Origin of the sequence: Vibrio sp. 10N.239.311.G01 (genome assembly GCF_041465805.1) — a bacterium.
GTDB classification, from domain to species: Bacteria; Pseudomonadota; Gammaproteobacteria; order Enterobacterales; family Vibrionaceae; genus Vibrio; species Vibrio crassostreae_C.
In genome coordinates, this window is the sequence record NZ_JBFSRM010000028.1 from 54,609 (window position 1) to 70,595 (window position 15,987).

12 protein-coding genes and 2 pseudogenes are annotated in these 15,987 nt (G+C 44.0%); 9 read left to right on the plus strand and 5 right to left on the minus strand.

Annotation, left to right across the window (positions count from 1 at the left end; translation table 11 throughout):
• Window positions 1-107 precede the first annotated feature (107 nt).
• The gene (locus tag AB6D06_RS18940) at window positions 108-587 is read right to left on the minus strand and encodes a type II secretion system protein (protein WP_372107137.1); all 480 of its coding nucleotides are present in this window, start codon (window positions 585-587) and stop codon (window positions 108-110) included.
• A 250-nt stretch (window positions 588-837) separates the two neighbouring features.
• A pseudogene (locus AB6D06_RS18945) lies at window positions 838-2,226 on the minus strand (putative bifunctional diguanylate cyclase/phosphodiesterase); the annotation flags it as partial.
• A 181-nt stretch (window positions 2,227-2,407) separates the two neighbouring features.
• Between AB6D06_RS18945 and AB6D06_RS18950 the strand changes: the two are divergent.
• Together AB6D06_RS18950 and AB6D06_RS18955 are read left to right on the plus strand one after the other, a co-directional pair.
• Window positions 2,408-3,097, plus strand: a complete 690-nt coding sequence (locus AB6D06_RS18950; RefSeq protein ID WP_017060591.1) for a response regulator transcription factor — start codon at window positions 2,408-2,410, stop codon at window positions 3,095-3,097.
• A complete protein-coding gene (locus AB6D06_RS18955; RefSeq protein ID WP_372111391.1) occupies window positions 3,090-4,439 on the plus strand; it encodes a sensor histidine kinase in 1,350 nt (449 codons plus the stop codon). The genes AB6D06_RS18950 and AB6D06_RS18955 overlap by 8 nt, the downstream gene beginning before the upstream one ends.
• Window positions 4,440-4,591: 152 nt before the next feature.
• On the opposite strand, the gene AB6D06_RS18960 is transcribed toward AB6D06_RS18955, so the two are convergent.
• A complete protein-coding gene (locus AB6D06_RS18960) occupies window positions 4,592-5,128 on the minus strand; it encodes a GNAT family N-acetyltransferase (protein WP_017069226.1) in 537 nt (178 codons plus the stop codon).
• A 226-nt stretch (window positions 5,129-5,354) separates the two neighbouring features.
• Between AB6D06_RS18960 and AB6D06_RS18965 the strand changes: the two genes are divergently transcribed.
• Entirely contained in the window at window positions 5,355-6,620 is a 1,266-nt protein-coding gene (locus AB6D06_RS18965; RefSeq protein ID WP_017060594.1) for an HD-GYP domain-containing protein, read from the plus strand.
• A gap of 133 nt (window positions 6,621-6,753) precedes the next feature.
• On the opposite strand, the pseudogene AB6D06_RS18970 reads toward AB6D06_RS18965, so the two are convergent.
• Window positions 6,754-7,071 (minus strand): annotated as a pseudogene (locus tag AB6D06_RS18970) (PTS sugar transporter subunit IIA); the annotation flags it as partial.
• A 187-nt stretch (window positions 7,072-7,258) separates the two neighbouring features.
• Between AB6D06_RS18970 and AB6D06_RS18975 the strand changes: the two are divergent.
• The 4 genes from AB6D06_RS18975 (at window position 7,259) to AB6D06_RS18990 (ending at window position 10,787) form a co-directional block, all read left to right on the plus strand.
• Window positions 7,259-7,879, plus strand: a complete 621-nt coding sequence (locus AB6D06_RS18975; protein WP_017060596.1) for a hypothetical protein — start codon at window positions 7,259-7,261, stop codon at window positions 7,877-7,879.
• Window positions 7,880-8,324: 445 nt separating this feature from the next.
• Window positions 8,325-9,533 (plus strand): NupC/NupG family nucleoside CNT transporter, encoded by a 1,209-nt coding sequence (locus AB6D06_RS18980; protein ID WP_102320600.1) that lies wholly within the window; start codon window positions 8,325-8,327, stop codon window positions 9,531-9,533.
• A gap of 321 nt (window positions 9,534-9,854) precedes the next feature.
• Window positions 9,855-10,124: a hypothetical protein gene (locus AB6D06_RS18985; RefSeq protein ID WP_017064869.1), complete on the plus strand. Its 270-nt coding sequence runs from the start codon at window positions 9,855-9,857 to the stop codon at window positions 10,122-10,124.
• Between the two features lie 45 nt (window positions 10,125-10,169).
• The gene (locus tag AB6D06_RS18990) at window positions 10,170-10,787 is read left to right on the plus strand and encodes a class I SAM-dependent methyltransferase (protein WP_017064868.1); all 618 of its coding nucleotides are present in this window, start codon (window positions 10,170-10,172) and stop codon (window positions 10,785-10,787) included.
• A gap of 144 nt (window positions 10,788-10,931) precedes the next feature.
• On the opposite strand, the gene AB6D06_RS18995 is transcribed toward AB6D06_RS18990, so the two are convergent.
• A complete protein-coding gene (locus tag AB6D06_RS18995) occupies window positions 10,932-12,074 on the minus strand; it encodes a DUF3541 domain-containing protein (RefSeq protein ID WP_017060606.1) in 1,143 nt (380 codons plus the stop codon).
• Window positions 12,075-12,357: 283 nt separating this feature from the next.
• Between AB6D06_RS18995 and AB6D06_RS19000 the strand changes: the two genes are divergently transcribed.
• Window positions 12,358-13,713, plus strand: coding sequence for a diguanylate cyclase (locus AB6D06_RS19000; protein WP_372111396.1), 1,356 nt, complete (start codon window positions 12,358-12,360; stop codon window positions 13,711-13,713).
• A 163-nt stretch (window positions 13,714-13,876) separates the two neighbouring features.
• Window positions 13,877-15,526 (plus strand): DEAD/DEAH box helicase, encoded by a 1,650-nt coding sequence (locus AB6D06_RS19005; RefSeq protein WP_017060608.1) that lies wholly within the window; start codon window positions 13,877-13,879, stop codon window positions 15,524-15,526.
• Window positions 15,527-15,987: the final 461 nt, after the last annotated feature.

A 15,987-nucleotide genomic window follows, 5' to 3' on the forward strand; every position in this document is an offset into this window, starting at 1 on the left:
GATCAATTAGTGTTATTTTTGAGCAAATGTTAGCGTAACCACATGATATTCAAAGATCTGTTGCGGTGGCTTTGTGTTAACTATGGAAGCGTGCAATCGTTGAGTATTTAACATGCACCATCAAGCACCACGATCTGTGGTTCTTTTTCTGGCTGATAAAGCACCTGACAAAAGTCTCCTTCTGGCGAATAGGTGTAGTTTTCGGTGTCGAAAGAGATGGCGGCTACTCTTTCTGCATTGCTGCCAGAGTCTACTTCTTTGTTGATGACATGAAGCTCTGTTGCGTCGATATTGAGCAGTCTTCTTAGTGAGTCAACATAGGCGATTGGGTAACCATGACAAACGTAGTAGGTCTCAATCTCCGTCTTTTCAACATAGTTGCACTCATCCTCAACGCCAGCAATCGCTGACTTCGCGTAGATCATATCGATACCCGTGCGAAGGTTACCAGCCACATCATGTATTTTACTCGTCCGAGCACTTCCTTGAACGTTTAAGAACTTGACCATAGCTGTCGCCGAAACGATCGCTAAAATTAATACAGAGATGATGAGTTCTAAAAGAGTGAAGCCGTTTTGTCTGTTCATGGTTACCGATTATTTGCTCTGCTAAAGGGACGGAATGAGGGTAATCTAAATACCCAAGTCATTACAGTTAGTGGGTATAATGGTTTGGTGTTTTATTGTGTGAATTTCTAAGTAATTTTCTTTATAAACAATAGCTTAATTATTTCCTCTTACTGTTAAACGCTATGTAAGCATACGTAAGCGTACACACCCACAGCAGCCGATTGTTTAGGAAGCATTCAAACGACTTAATTTATTGATAAATAAGTCTTTAATTGTAGGATTGTCGACCATTCAAAAACTGACTTTCGACTTCATTTGAGGGAATTGGTTTACTAAATAAAAATCCCTGAAGATACTGGTATCCACAATCGATTAAGAACGCTTTTTGCGTTTCGGTTTCGACACCTTCAGCAACCACTTTTAGCCCCAATTTTTCACAGATAGCATGGGTGGCTTGGACAATCGCTTTGCTCCCTTTGTGTGAACCGTGGACGAAGCTTTTATCGAGTTTCACGGTGCTAATCGGTAAGTCATGCAACATCGACAGTGGCGAGTAGCCTGTGCCAAAGTCATCAAGGTGAAGCTCTACGCCCAATTTAGAAATATCGCTTAACGCTTGCCTGACTTCACCATGCTTGAAGATCATGGAAGATTCGGTGATCTCAAGGGCGATGCTTTGAGGTTGGATATTGTAGAAGTTCAACATTGCTAATAGCTGCTCGGCAAAGGTCGCGTGCATCTGAATACTCGAAATATTGATACTCATCATCAACTCACTATCAAACTCACGTTGCCATATCGATAGCTGTTTGAGTGCAGAGTTCAGAACCCATTTCCCGAGCGGTACAATCTGCCCCGTCTCCTCCGCTAAGCTAATAAACTCATCAGGGCCTATGTTACCTAGCTCTTTGTCTGACCATCGAAGCAAGGCTTCAAACCCTTTCACCTTGTCGCTGTTGGTGTTCATGATCGGTTGATAGTGAAGGTTGAGATCGTCGTTTTCTATGGCGCGTGCCAGTCGATGGCGGATCTCTACTTTGCGATGCAGGGTTTGTGCTAAGTCTGGGGTAAACGTTTGGAAGCGGTTTCGACCATTCGCTTTTGCAAGATGCATCGCCATACCCGCTTGCTTTAGCAATGTTTCTTGGTCAACCGCGTTATCAGGGAAATGCGCGGTACCTATGCTGCAACCGACAGATAAACTGCCGATGCCTCTGATATGGAAACTTCGGTTTAAGGCATCAATGATGCGAGAGCAAAGTAGTGGGATATTTTGATTTCGGCAGGTGTGGGCAATCACAATGAATTCGTCGCCACCAAATCGCCCTATCATGCATTTCTCATCAACCAACTGTTTAAGGCGTTCACCAACCTGTTTGAGTCGTTGATCTCCGACAGTGTGCCCATAAGTGTCATTAACTAATTTGAAGCCATCAAGGTCGACAAACATCAATTCAAACGGTGAGCGATAGGCAATGCTGGTTTCTAGAAGGTTGCTGATCCCACGGCGATTATAAAGCTCCGTTAAACAGTCGTGTTCTGCGTTGTATCTGGCTTTTATCAGTTTCTCTTTTTGCTTTGTTGTACAGGTTAGGTTTAGCAGCAGTTCGCTTTTATCAAAGAGCCACTTTCCTTGCACATCAAAATGGTGTGCTCTGAAGGAGGAAACCTTGATAAACCAAGGCGCACCGTTGTTGGTTCTCTATTCTGTAAACGTGTATGTACAAAAGTGATTACTATGTTTTGCGTACGGTAAATGTAGGGCTCTGATTCCAATATTGATGATCTATGACCAGTATATATACTGCCTTCGCTTTTAATAAATACTGGTGATAGGAATGTCGAAAACCAAAGTGCTCATTGTTGAAGATGACCAAGAGATAGCTCGTCTAACGACGCTTTACCTCGAAGCTGAAGGTTACAATGTTAGCGTTGTTCATGAAGGGAACTTGGCACTTGAAGCGATCCGTAGTATTGAACCTGATTTAGTGCTGTTGGACTTGATGCTTCCAGGGATGAGCGGCGCGCAAATTTGCCGTCAAGCCCGTGAGTTTTACAATGGAATGATTTTAGTGCTAACGGCTTCCGCCGATGAAATGAGCGAGGTCAGCTTGTTTAAATTTGGTGCGGACGATTACGTTGCCAAACCGATTCGTGGCCATGCCTTGTTAGCGCGAATTGAAGCGTTATTGCGTCGAGCGACTCCCGTAAAAACTGCGCAAGAAACTACGGCTGAAAAACAGTGCGATATTGTAATCAACAGCTCTGCTCAAAGTGCCACGCTCTACGGCCAAAACCTCAAGCTTACTTCTGCTGAATTTGAAATCTTAAACCTTCTCGTTAATAACATCTGTCAGGTCGTGACTCGAGACCAGTGCTGTCAGTTATTTAGAGGGATAGATTACGCGTTCAACGACCGCTCGATTGATATGCGCGTGTCTGGGTTACGCCGAAAGCTGCGCATTCACGCAAAAGACAAACAGTTGATTCGTACGGTTCGCAACAAGGGGTACATGCTGGTTGCGTAAGTTCATTGCTACGAAGCTTCGCTCGGTTTCGATGTTTGCTCGCTTATACCTTGGGATTGTGACTGGGATGTCGGCAACGATATTTTTGTTCTTGAACCTTGGTGAGGGGCACATGCGACGCACCGAGATCGAAACCTTCCTCAATGATGGCATCTACTTTGCGGACCAGTATGTTCGTCAACACAATCAAGAAAACTCACTCTATAAAGAGCTCGATAGAACAGGCTACCAACAATTTTATATCTTCAATTTACGCCTGTTGGAGAATTGGTCGGGCGAGGCGCCTTGCCAACAATGTGAGTTATACACAACCTTAAACGGTGTGCCGATATATCTAAGTGATGACAACCTCTATTCGACCGTGTTTCAGCTACCAAACTCTAAATTCAGTTTTGGGTTCAGTGAGGTAGGGGACTTTTTCTCTCCTGACATTGAATGGTACGAAGACTCAGAACGACACTTTTTGTTAGGGCTGTTGTTGGCTGTGATTGTGGCGATTGGAGCAAGTGTTTACTTACCTGTGAGGCGTTTTCAAGAAAGAATAGAGTTGCTCGTCGAGAAGCAGAAACAGTTTGGTAAGGGCAAGCTTAGTACTCGATCTGACATGGACGACATCCATCCTGTTTCTGATTTGGCCAGCAGTTTTAACTTCATGGCTGAAGAGATCGAAAGCAAAGTAAAACAAAGTCATATTTTCGCTCAAGCTATCCCACACGAAGTACGAACTCCGCTAAGTCGTATTCAACTGGCGACCGATATCCTAAGAAGGGGAGCCCCCGATAATCATCAGGTTCTTTTCGATGACATTGATACCTACATTGAGGATATCAACGAGCTCACGTCAGAAATCATCATGCTGTCGAAGTTGAATGTCATGGATAACTCTTTCTTTGAGCTCGTTAAAGTGACCTCCGATCTTCGTGAGTATTGCCTAGACCGAATTCGTTACTCGAAACTAGACAATGCCACCTTTGAATCTAAGGTACAGCTAGAGTGCAAGATTAAGTGTGATTGCTCAATGGCACGCTTGGTGTTCGATAACGTTCTCAAGAATGCGGGTAATTACACACAAGACAAAGTGTGGATGACGCTGGATGAGAACTCAGAAAACTGGCTGGTGGTGATTGAAGACAATGGTTCTGGAATACCAGAGAATAGGCGTGATGAGGTATTCCTTCCGTTCTCTCGACTAGACTCAAGCAGAACGTCGACCAACGGTGGATTGGGGGTGGGCCTCGCGATTGCTCTATCGGCGGCTAAAAAACTTTCTTGGGATATCAAAATCGACGACAGCAACTATGGTGGCGCCAAGTTCAGTATCGTGATTCCTAAGATCGCATAAGCTGCAGCTTCAAGAGCTCTTCAGGCTCGTCAAATAACAAAGCCACCGACTAATACCGTGGCTTTGTTATATTCCGATTTACAAGCGAGTGACTTCTTAGTTACTACTGCCTAGAGCCTAGAGCCTAGAGCCTAGAGCCTAGAGCTTAGAGCTTAGAGCTTAGAGCGATGAAGTCCATAAATAGCGTGGTCTACGATGCGGCCATTCAAGTTCTCGTTACGAGTTATAATACCTTCTAACGTGAAATGTAAGCGCTCACAAACCTTGCGGCTGCTTTGGTTACCGGTTGCGGCTGATATCTCTACCTTTTCCATATCTAACTCATTGAAAGCAACATCAATCAGCTTCTGGACAACGCGCGTCACAATCCCCTTTCCTTGGTATGTCTCAGATAACCAATAACCTATGGTCACCTTTTGCTTATCATGATCAATGGTATTGAAACTGCAGTTACCGACGACCTTGTCTTGATACACGATTGCACAAGTCATGCTTTTCCCTTCGGCATAATCGTGTAGCGAGCGTTGGATGAAGATCCTAAAGTCTTGCTCGGTTTTACAATGTGGCGGCCACACGAGCCATTGACTTAGGTACTCATTCTGGCTTTGTGAGATTTCCGCGTAGTGAGAAGCGAAGCTCTCTTCAACCAATGCGATGGAGAGTTCGTTGTCGATAACCGTTTTAAACATGTCTTTCCTTTTCTTATGGCTGCTTATTTAAGCGAATCTTAGTCGGCAGGCTATAATGTCGCATGATTTTTAATATGCAACCATTTGTAGCACGGATTTTTCGTGATACGTTGGTTCTATCACGAAACTCATTAAACCTTACAATAGTTGTGTATATAATCATTAGCTATGCATTAGTATTAGCGGCCTAAATATATAAAAAATATAAAAATGCTAGGCTTAAATAATGAATCAACATTGCCAGGACGTGACCGTGGACTTAAGGAAGGCTCTATTCGGTATTGCTAAGGCGCTTGATAACGTCGGTTTCGAAAGTAAAAATCATGGACAGAGAGTGGGCTATATCGCGTATCGATGTGCTCTGAGTGTGGGGTGGGAAGAAGAGCAAGCGCAGCTCGCGTTCTCATTGGGGTTAATTCACGACTGCGGTGTATCGCAAATTGACGAGCAGCGTAGTTTGGTTTCAGGGTTCATTCCTGACTCGAGTTACCACCATTGTCAAAAGGGGTACCAAATTCTAAAAGAGTGCCCGGTTCTTTCTATATTCGCTAAGCCGGTTCTTTATCACCATACTCCGTGGTCTGAGCTAAGGGCTATTCATATCAGCGAGTTAGAAAGAGAACTAGCTGCCATCGTGATGCTTGCCGATAGAGTCGATTATCTATACGGCATAACCTCTTCTGATCGTTATGGAAACCTAACACCAGATGGCAAAGCGAGCATCATTGAACGTTTGACTGAACAAGCGGATGAGATGTTCGAAACCAACCTTGTGCAACACATGTGCGAGTTGGTTGATTTGGATGACTTCTGGTTTTCTATGGAGATTCCATACATCGAGAACATGAGGGATAACTTTGAACCTGTGCCATTTTTCTCCCAGCAAATGTCGCTGGATGAGACGGTGGCCTTTGCCGAGTTTATCGCCAATGTTGTTGATACCAAAAGTTCGTTTACCTTTAAGCACTCTTTAAAGGTTGGGCAGCTTTCAGAATACCTCGCCAAACAGCTGGGTTATTCCTACACCACTCAGCGCAAACTCTATCTGGCTGGGTTAGTCCATGATATCGGTAAACTGCAAACCCCTAATGACATTCTGCATAAGCCGGATTTACTCACTGAAGAAGAGTATTGCTGTATTAAACGCCATGCAACGGACACTCGATTCGCATTGCAGGAGTTGTTCAGTTCACCTCAGGTTTGTCAGTGGGCATCTGATCATCATGAAAGGTTAGATGGTTCGGGTTACCCAATGGGAAAAACGGCGGAAGAGTTGGATCAACCCAGTCGAATTGTTGCTGTGGTGGATGTGTTTCAAGCGCTAACTCAGTCTCGACCTTATCGTGGAGGCATGACGTTAGAAGAGACTCTCGCTATTTTGAGGGACCACGTTGATAACTTTAAGTTGGATCGAGAAGTGTTTGAGTGCCTTAATAAACACGCGCAATATTGCTTTGAATTATCAACAGATAAAAGAATGTACGCGTTTTAACGCCACTGAATGCTTTAGAGGTGTGATGCCTAAACTCATACTCGGTCGAAATGACTAAACACCAGAAACAGAAAAGCGATAGCCGAGGCTATCGCTTTTTTAATGGGGGCTTATCAGGATCTTTAGATCGAGATTAGTATCGCTTTAAGATCTCGATGATCGCTTGCTCAGTTTCCGCTGCGATGATGGCATCAATGTCATCATCATTTTGGAGCAACTCTGATAGCGCCATAATCGTATGGATGTGGCTATCTGAGTCCATCGCCGCCAGAGTAATCGAAAGGTAAACGTCACCGTTGTCTTCTGACTCTAAATCAACACCCTTTTTGAATACCGTTACTTGCAGTGATGCTTCGTTCACACCATCTTCAGGGCGAGCATGAGGCATCGCAATTTTTGGTGCCAGAACATAGTACGCGCCGATGTCCTTGTGCTTGATAGCTTGAACATAATCTGTTCATTTCATAACGTTCCGTTACAAACCCTTTTTATTGACTGATGACTCAATAAATTTAACCCGATGTGTGAGCGAATTTATATAAATAACAATTATGTAAAATATTGATTTTATGAATGTTTACTCATTAAGTCGATTTTTGTTAGAACAGCCTATTCAAAACAATAAGATAGGTAAATCTATGAAAAAACTCGTCAGTTTACTGCTCGCTGCAGTATCGTTAGGGCTTTCTGGTTGTGCAACGGTATTAACAGCAGAACAAAGTGCGCCTCAACTCAATGAAGTTCCACAGGAAAAAGCGTTGACCGTCGCTGTAATCGATAAGAGACCATACGTTCTCGATCATGATAAAGAGCCAAAATTTGAGGGAATTATTCGCAGTTCGTTAGGTATTCCTTATACCTACAACACGGCGACACAGCAGCCAATGTCTCAATTTTTGACTGACAGATTGGTCGCAGGCTTGAAAAAACAGCAAGTAGCTGTTGAGTCGGTTGAGACGACGCCTGAAGAGGATATCACCAAGGTTGCTGAGCAGATGAAAGCATTCGACAACAAATCGATGATGTTTGTCTTGAATGAGTGGAAGTATGACTTCCACGCATTTACGGATAACTCTTGGTACAACGTTAATGTGATTATCTATGATGAAGCTGGTAATAAGCTACTCAGCAAAAATTTCCAAGGCGAGAATGATGTACCTGATGGTGGTGCAATCATCAATGAGATGCAACTGATCTACAAACAGCGTTTTGAAGAGATATTCCGAGATGCTGAAGTGAAAAGTGCCCTGCTAAACTAGTTATTCCCACTTTGATCTCATATTTTGAAAAAGCCACACTCTGTGGCTTTTTATTTTAATGATGGTTTTTTTTGCATTATTTCTTGCTGGAAAAATTAATTATTGCGAGAAGTAGTTCGATTTGTACGCTTTATGACCGCGCGATCGTTTGCGTCAAAAAATGTGATGAAAGTCTCACTTAACTGTTTATACTTCTTTTCCGGTTTTAAGCCGGTGCTTAGCCAATACAAGCCGTCACATGGATATGTGAATGACCCCACGGACCGGACCAGCTACGTTCCACTGCTTGTATAAGGTGATTTTTTACATGAACAACTCGTTGTTACATTCGCTAACCCTGTTAGCTCCTTCATCGCGTAGCGTTTTGCTTGCGGTTCTTTGTCCTGTTCCTTTGATGTCATTTGCTTGGCTCATGTTCACTCTTTAAGGATTACTAGGACACATTATGAATATTCTATTTGGTTTTGTCGGTGTTCTTGCACTGATTGCTTGCGCGTACCTGTTATCTGAAAGTCGTTCTTCAATTAACTGGAAAACGGTCTCTCGTGCACTATTACTTCAAATCGGTTTTGCAGCCTTAGTATTGTATTTCCCTTGGGGACAACTTGCGTTAACAAGCCTAAGCAATGGCGTTTCGAGTTTGCTTGGTTTTGCAGACGTTGGTATCGCTTTCCTATTTGGTGATCTGGCTACTGAAGGTTTCATTTTCGCGATTCGCGTACTTCCAATCATTATCTTCTTCAGTGCTTTGATCTCTGCGCTCTATTATTTAGGCGTTATGCAGAAAGTGATTCAAATCTTGGGCGGAGCGGTGCAAAAACTGCTGGGTACAAGTAAAGCTGAATCTCTGGTTGCTACAGGTAATATCTTCCTTTCTCAGGGTGAGTCTCCTCTTCTTATTCGTCCCTTTTTAAAGTCTATGACTCGTTCGGAACTGTTTGCTGTAATGGCAGGTGGTATGGCGTCGGTAGCGGGTAGTGTACTTGGTGGTTATGCTGGCCTTGGTGTTGAGCTTAAATACCTTATCGCTGCAAGCTTTATGGCGGCTCCGGGCAGTCTGTTAATGGCGAAGATCATTGTTCCTGAGCGCAGCACACCAAGTGATTACGACCATATCGAACTAGATAAAGCTGACCAAAGCAACGTGATTGATGCATTGGCAAGCGGCGCGATGAACGGTATGAAGGTTGCGGTAGCGGTTGGTACTATGTTGGTTGCATTCGTGAGTGTGATTGCGATGGTCAACACTGGCCTAGAAAGCCTAGGTGAAACGTTCGGTTTTGCGGGCATTACGCTGCAAGCTATCTTCGGTTACCTGTTCTCGCCTCTTGCATGGCTGATCGGTATCCCGAGTGATGAAGTATTGATGGCAGGTTCTTACATCGGTCAGAAGATCGTTATGAACGAGTTTGTTGCTTTTATCGACTTCGTTGAGAACAAAGCTCTGTTATCTGAACACAGCCAAGTGATCGTGACTTTTGCTCTATGTGGCTTTGCTAACATTGGTTCTATCGCGATTCAGTTAGGTTCAATCGGTGTTATGGCACCAGAGCGCCGTGCTGAAGTTGCAAACTTAGGTTTGAAAGCTGTAGCTGCTGGTACGCTAGCAAACCTAATGAGTGCATGCTTAGCGGGTATTTTCATCCTGCTTTAAGCTATATTCAGTTAAAGCGGACACTTTACTTACGGAGTTAACGTAAGGAGGGTGTCCGCTTTTTTATGCCTGTTAATCAGGCGAAATCAGGTTTTGGCCGTCGACTGTGATTTGTCTATCGTGAGTAAAAGCTCACTCGGAAGAGTAATAGAGCCAGTTCCTTTTATCCGATATACTTGAATATCATCAGGTTGCGATTAATAACATTCGGCTTCGATTAAGAACATTCGATTTCGATTGAGAACATTCGGTTCCGACTAAGCATATCCGCTTTCGATTAGGAACAATGGCAACCAAGCTAAATTAATCAAGGGTCTCTCCATGAACATTCGCGTTCTCATCGGTCTTATTGTTACCTTCATTGGCTTGTTTGCGATGGTTTACCTAATTGCTGGCGGCGCTCAGTTTCCTATCTACCAGTGGCCAAAAGAGGCTTATCTCGGTTTGGTGTTCAGCGTGGTGTGGGGGGCTGGTGTCGCAGCGTCTGTAGCGTATTTCTTCTCGGCATTGGTGTTTGTTACTGTCGCCGTGGTTTGCTATGCGATCGGTTATAAAATCGGTGGGCTCTTTTCTTCAAGTTCTAAAGCTTAATCTTATCAAGGTGTGCTGATGTTCATTGAAGTAGGGCTGATTTGAATGCACTGGCTCGATCGTTGGAAGGTGTATCGCTATCATCGGAAACAAACTAACCGCTCGAATGGCGACAAGGCTAAAGCTTTAGGTTGGACTAGCGAAGAGAGTCAATTGTGTCGCTTTGAAGTAATCGCTCGTGCGGCGGACTTCGAAAAGAAGAGTGTTTTAGATTTGGGTTGCGGCTATGGCGAGCTGTTTGAACTGCTCGACAGCATCTATCGTATTCAATCTTATACCGGCGTTGACCAACACGCAGGCTTTCTTAAGAAGGCGAAGCAAAACTACACAGAAGATCGTTGTCAGTTTTTGGCGGGTGATATGAGCAAAATGAACCTTGAGGCGCACGACATTGTCATCGCTAGTGGTTCACTGAACTACATCTCTCGTGATTCTGATTATCTGACAAACATGATTACTCGCATGTATGAACTGGCGAATCAGACGGTGATTTTTAATCTTCTCAACTCAAGCCAGTATCCTTCGCGTAATACCTTGATGAGTTATCACCCTCAAGGTGTCTATCGTTTCTGTAAAACGCTCTGCGATGATGTCTCTTTAACGGAGGGCTACGCAGAAGGGGATTTTACGATAGTGATGAACAAAGCCGTGTCAGGAGCTTGATGTCGTCTTTGTTTTTATCTTTACGCAGGTTTTGATATTAACAACTTTTGATACGAGTACTGACGTAGTAAACAGCAAAAAGCCGCAGCCTTGAAAGGTATGAGGCTTTTTGGGTTCTATGATGAACCTAGGCTAGGTATGTTGCTAGTTCTTCGGTGGTTGGTTTTTAATGAGTCCGTAAGGGATGTTAGTAAACACCTTAGGGTTGCCTTCATAAGTCGGCGCTTCATTCACTTGCTGCCAATCGAGTAGCATGATTGCTAATACGTTGCGGTGTTCACCGTACTCAAGGTCAAAATCGCCAGTAATTGAAGGGATCATGCCTTGTTTCTCATCGATTGAAGCTTGAATCGCGAGTCGAGTTTTCTCTAGAACTGGGTCATCTTCTAAACCTGCCAATAAGAAGGTTAATCCAACCTCAGCAATCACATCTTCTTTCGCACGCAGCAGAATCGTATCGATGTTTTCTCTAAAGTAATCGTAGATCCATTGATGGTCTTGTTCGCTTACTTGATGTTGGTAATATTCTGAGTCGCCGAAGATGACGTGTGTCATACCATAGATCTTATTGCCGAATTGCTGGCTTGAGAGTTTTTTGTCTTTATCGTCTGGATACGCTTTTTTGAAGGTATCGACAAACTCATCAACGACATCCTGCTCACCCAGTTGGCGCAACCAGTAAACCTGATTCGCTAATTGAGCGGCCCACGCTTTCACCATGTCTTCATTGGTCACGTATCGTGAGAAGTCATAGCGACGAATGATTTCGCGTAGCTTGGCATCGTTCTTGTGTTCTAAACCGTATTCGTTAGCACGAGCCATAGAGCCTAGAAGGTCAACACCAAGGTAAAGGTATTCAGGCATGTGCTTGGTGATGTTGTAGCGTCGAATACTGCGCTCATCGTTATCACCAATATAAGATGCAACTCGCTTCTCTGAGTAGAGTACGATTTGTTCCATGGTTTGAACGTCATTCGACAGGGTGCTGAGCTTGCTTGCCACTCGAGCCATGTCGCTCCACACCGCCGCTGAATACTTATCGTCTAATGTTTGACGATACATGCGCAGCCCGTAGTGACCTTCTTTGAATGCAGGCAGGGTGTAAAGCTGGCTTTCGTAGGTGGTGCGAATTAGGTCTGCAGATTGCTTGAAAGATTGTTCTTGAGAATTGAGCGAATCTGCTTGGGATTGAACGTTCACTGCGGTTGGCGCTTGAACGTTTTCTTGTGCGTGAACGGCAACCGAGGCTGATAGCAATGTACACAGTGTGATAGTTTTTAACTTCATGTCGTGAGGTACCAAGCTGATTATTAATCTATGTAAAATAACATTGATGAATCCTTTAATGTAAGCGTTGAGTCAATACAATGTAAGCTTTATAAGGTTCACTAACCCTTTTTGATTAAACCATTCGTTTAGTAAAGAAGTTTGAAGTGATGGATCACCCAATATTTGATAGATAGTCGACGTTAGTATGGATTTTTAATGACTTAGCGGCATACTGGGGCAATAAGCCAGAAATGAGCCGTTATAAGGCAGTATATAGAACAATAGTGTTAGAGGTTCGTAAATGCCAAGTGGTTCTAGCAAGCAGTGGTCTGCCAGAGTAGTATCTTTTCTTTTTTTCCTTGCGATAGTAAGCGCAATTGAGTTCTTTCATGCCAAGCAATTAACTTTTCTTAAAAACGAATCGTATTCAGAGGCAAAAAAGCAACTATCCATTATTCGTTCTCGGATTGAAGCCGCGATCGTGTCAGATATGTATATCCTCAATAATTTCTCGACCTTAGTGACCATCAACCCCGATGGTGAGGTGAAAAATTGGGATAAGATTGCTGAGAATATCATTCAAGATGGCTTCCATATTCGACTTATCGGACTCGCCAAAGACGACATTCTAAACTTTGTTTACCCGATGGAAGGTAATGAGCAGATTCTCGGTATTAATTATCGTGATCACCCAAATCAATGGGAGTCTGTTGAGATAGCCCGTAATCTTGGCAACACCTTTATTGCTGGTCCCTTTGAGTTGTTTCAAGGTGGGCAAGCCCTCATTACGCGTACTCCGATCTTCCGAGATCCGCCTTTTAATCAAGATTATTGGGGTGTCTCCAGTGCTGTTATCGGTTTAGATGAGCTGTTTGAAGATGTTGGAATCGGCAAGATCGAGAAAAAGTATGAATTAGCAATTCGTGGTGCAAACAGTTCAGGGAAAGATGGCGCTGTCTTTTATGGTACTCAGGATGTGTTTGATAATGCGTTTGCCACTGAACAGGTGAGTTTTCCATACGGGGGTTGGTACCTTGCTCTCTCCGGTAACGAACATGTATTGATGGATGAGCCTTGGTATCGAATCCAAGCGGTAAGGCTGGTAGGCTACTCCATTATATTAGTGTTGGCGTTTGCCTTCTTTACTATTTATCGTCTGTACCGGATTGCAGATAGCCGCTCTATGCATGATGAGCTAACGATGTTACCGAATCGTCGATACTTCATGTATAGCCTCAAACAGGCCTTCAAAACCACTCAAAAACAGAGAGCGAGAACCTTTGCCGTTGTAAATATCGACCTCGATGGGTTTAAAGCAATCAACGACACTTATGGTCACGCGGCAGGCGATCAGGTATTGATTGAGTGTGCTAACCGCATCAGAAGTGAGCTGCGTGTTTCAGATATCGTCGCAAGGATAGGCGGTGATGAGTTCTTGGTCTTGTTGCCACGCATTATCGATGATCAACACGTATCGTCGATCGTGACTAAACTACGAAAGGCGATATGCTCGGCACCAGTTGTGTACGACGCGCACTCTATTTATCTCAGAATCAGTGTGGGTTGGGTTATTCACAATAACAACTACAATGATGTCGATGCGCTCTTAAAAGCCGCTGATGAAAAAATGTACGAACAGAAGCGACAAGTTATCTAGGTTGAATTTTAGCTGCGATTAGAATTTAGTTGCTGAATGGGGGGAAAAGCCTCAGAATACCGCGCTTTGCTCCGTATCAATGTATTTGATGAGCAAAAGCTGAAGCAACGCACTTTTTAACGTGTTGCTCATACTAAATGTTATTCAACTGAGAAAATAATCTATGAGTTTTACCTCCCTTGGCCTTTCTGAACCGATCCTTAAAGCTATTGAAGCACAAGGTTACGATAAGCCATCACCAATACAAGAGAAAGCCGTGCCAGCTGTCCTAACGGGCAAAGATGTTATGGCCGCTGCTCAAACAGGTACAGGTAAAACTGCAGGCTTCACGCTACCTATTCTTGAAATGTTATCGAAAGGTACTCGCGTACGTCAGAACCAAGTTCGTGCGCTCGTGCTAACGCCAACTCGTGAGCTTGCTGCGCAAGTGAATGGCAGCGTAGTGAAGTACGGTATTAACTTACCGCTGACTTCGACGGTAGTGTTTGGTGGTGTGAAGATTAACCCTCAGATGCAAAAACTGCGTAAAGGTAGTGACGTGTTGGTGGCAACACCTGGTCGTCTACTTGACCTATACAACCAAAATGCAGTGCGTTTTGACCAACTAGAAATCCTAGTGCTAGATGAAGCGGACCGCATGCTAGACATGGGTTTCATCCGCGATATTCGTAAGATCTTAGCTTTCTTGCCTAAGAAGCGTCAGAACCTACTGTTCTCAGCGACGTTCTCTGATGATATCCGCAGCTTAGCGAAAGGCTTGGTGAACAATCCTGTTGAGATTTCAGTAAGCCCTGCAAACTCAACGGCAAAAACGGTTGAGCAAAGCATCTACCCAGTAGACAAAAAGAAAAAGAGCGCAATGCTAGCGAAGCTAATCAAAGATAACGATTGGCAACAAGTGTTGGTGTTCAGCAAGACGAAACACGGTGCGAACAAGCTTGCTCGCTTCCTTGAAGAGCAAGACATCACTGCTGCACCTATCCATGGTAACAAGAGCCAAGGTGCACGTACTAAAGCCTTAGAGAACTTCAAAACAGGTAAGGTACGAGTACTTGTTGCAACTGATATCGCCGCTCGTGGTATCGATATCCCGCAACTGCCTCAAGTAGTTAACTTCGATCTTCCTCATGTATCAGAAGACTATGTACACCGTATCGGTCGTACTGGCCGTGCAGGTGAAGTAGGTAAAGCGATTTCATTGGTTTGTGCTGATGAAGTGGGTGAGCTGTTCGGTATTGAACGCCTGATTCAACAAGTGCTAGAGCGTCGTGAACTGGAAGGTTTCTCTCCAGTAAATAAGTTACCTGAGTCTCGCTTGGATTCACGTCCAATCAAGCCTAAGAAACCGAAGAAAGCAAAACAGCCACGTGAACATGCTGATGGTCAACGCTCTGGTGATAACGCTCGCGGGCACAAGCCAGCAGGTAAGAACAAGCGTCATGTAGCTGGTAATGGTTCGGCTCCAAAGCGTAAGCCGACATCTGGTAAGAAACCTGCTGAAAACAACTCAGCTGCGACAACTGAAGATAAATCAGTAAGAAACAACGGCAGCAACTTTAAACGCGGTAGTGCGGGCAATAAACCTGCTGCAAATAACGCAGGTGCTCAGAACACTCTGAGCAAACCAAGCGGTGCGGGTAAATCTAACGGTACTGGTAAGCCAAACAACGCGGGTAAACCTGCAGGCAAACCTAAGAAGTCTGGTTACGGCGGTAGCTACGGCCCAAGCAAGTCGTCAAATAAGCCGACAAGCAACAAACCTTCGACAAACAAACCGTCTCGAAGCCGTTCTAAGCCAGCTCCTCAGAAGTAATCTTTTCTGAGATATTGAAAGAGCAACGAACATGAGTCGCTTTATAAAAAGGCGTCTCGTGGGTTAAGTTCTTTCTGTCATAGAAATCGAATAAGCGCGAATATTGAATCTCAATGTTCGCGTTTTTTTATGGGCGCTGTTTGGGGTATTGTTGATGTTGAGTAACCCTAGGGGGAGGTTTATTGCTGTTTAAAGTGATTGAATCTAAGGGAAATATGGCATTTTGGGGAAGGGTAATGAATCTTTAATGATTCATTAATAACAACATAATCACTAGCGTTTTTGTTGAGTTTCGCAATTTGCAATTCCAGTTTGCAAAACAAACAAGGATATACGGCTAATACGTGTCCAGATGCGTAGTAAATACGTTTTTTAAAAGTTGGCACGCATGCTGCATTAGTAATGGTGACCCTTCTTAAGCCGAGGGTCACCTAGCCAACTGACGTTGTTAGTGAACCTTT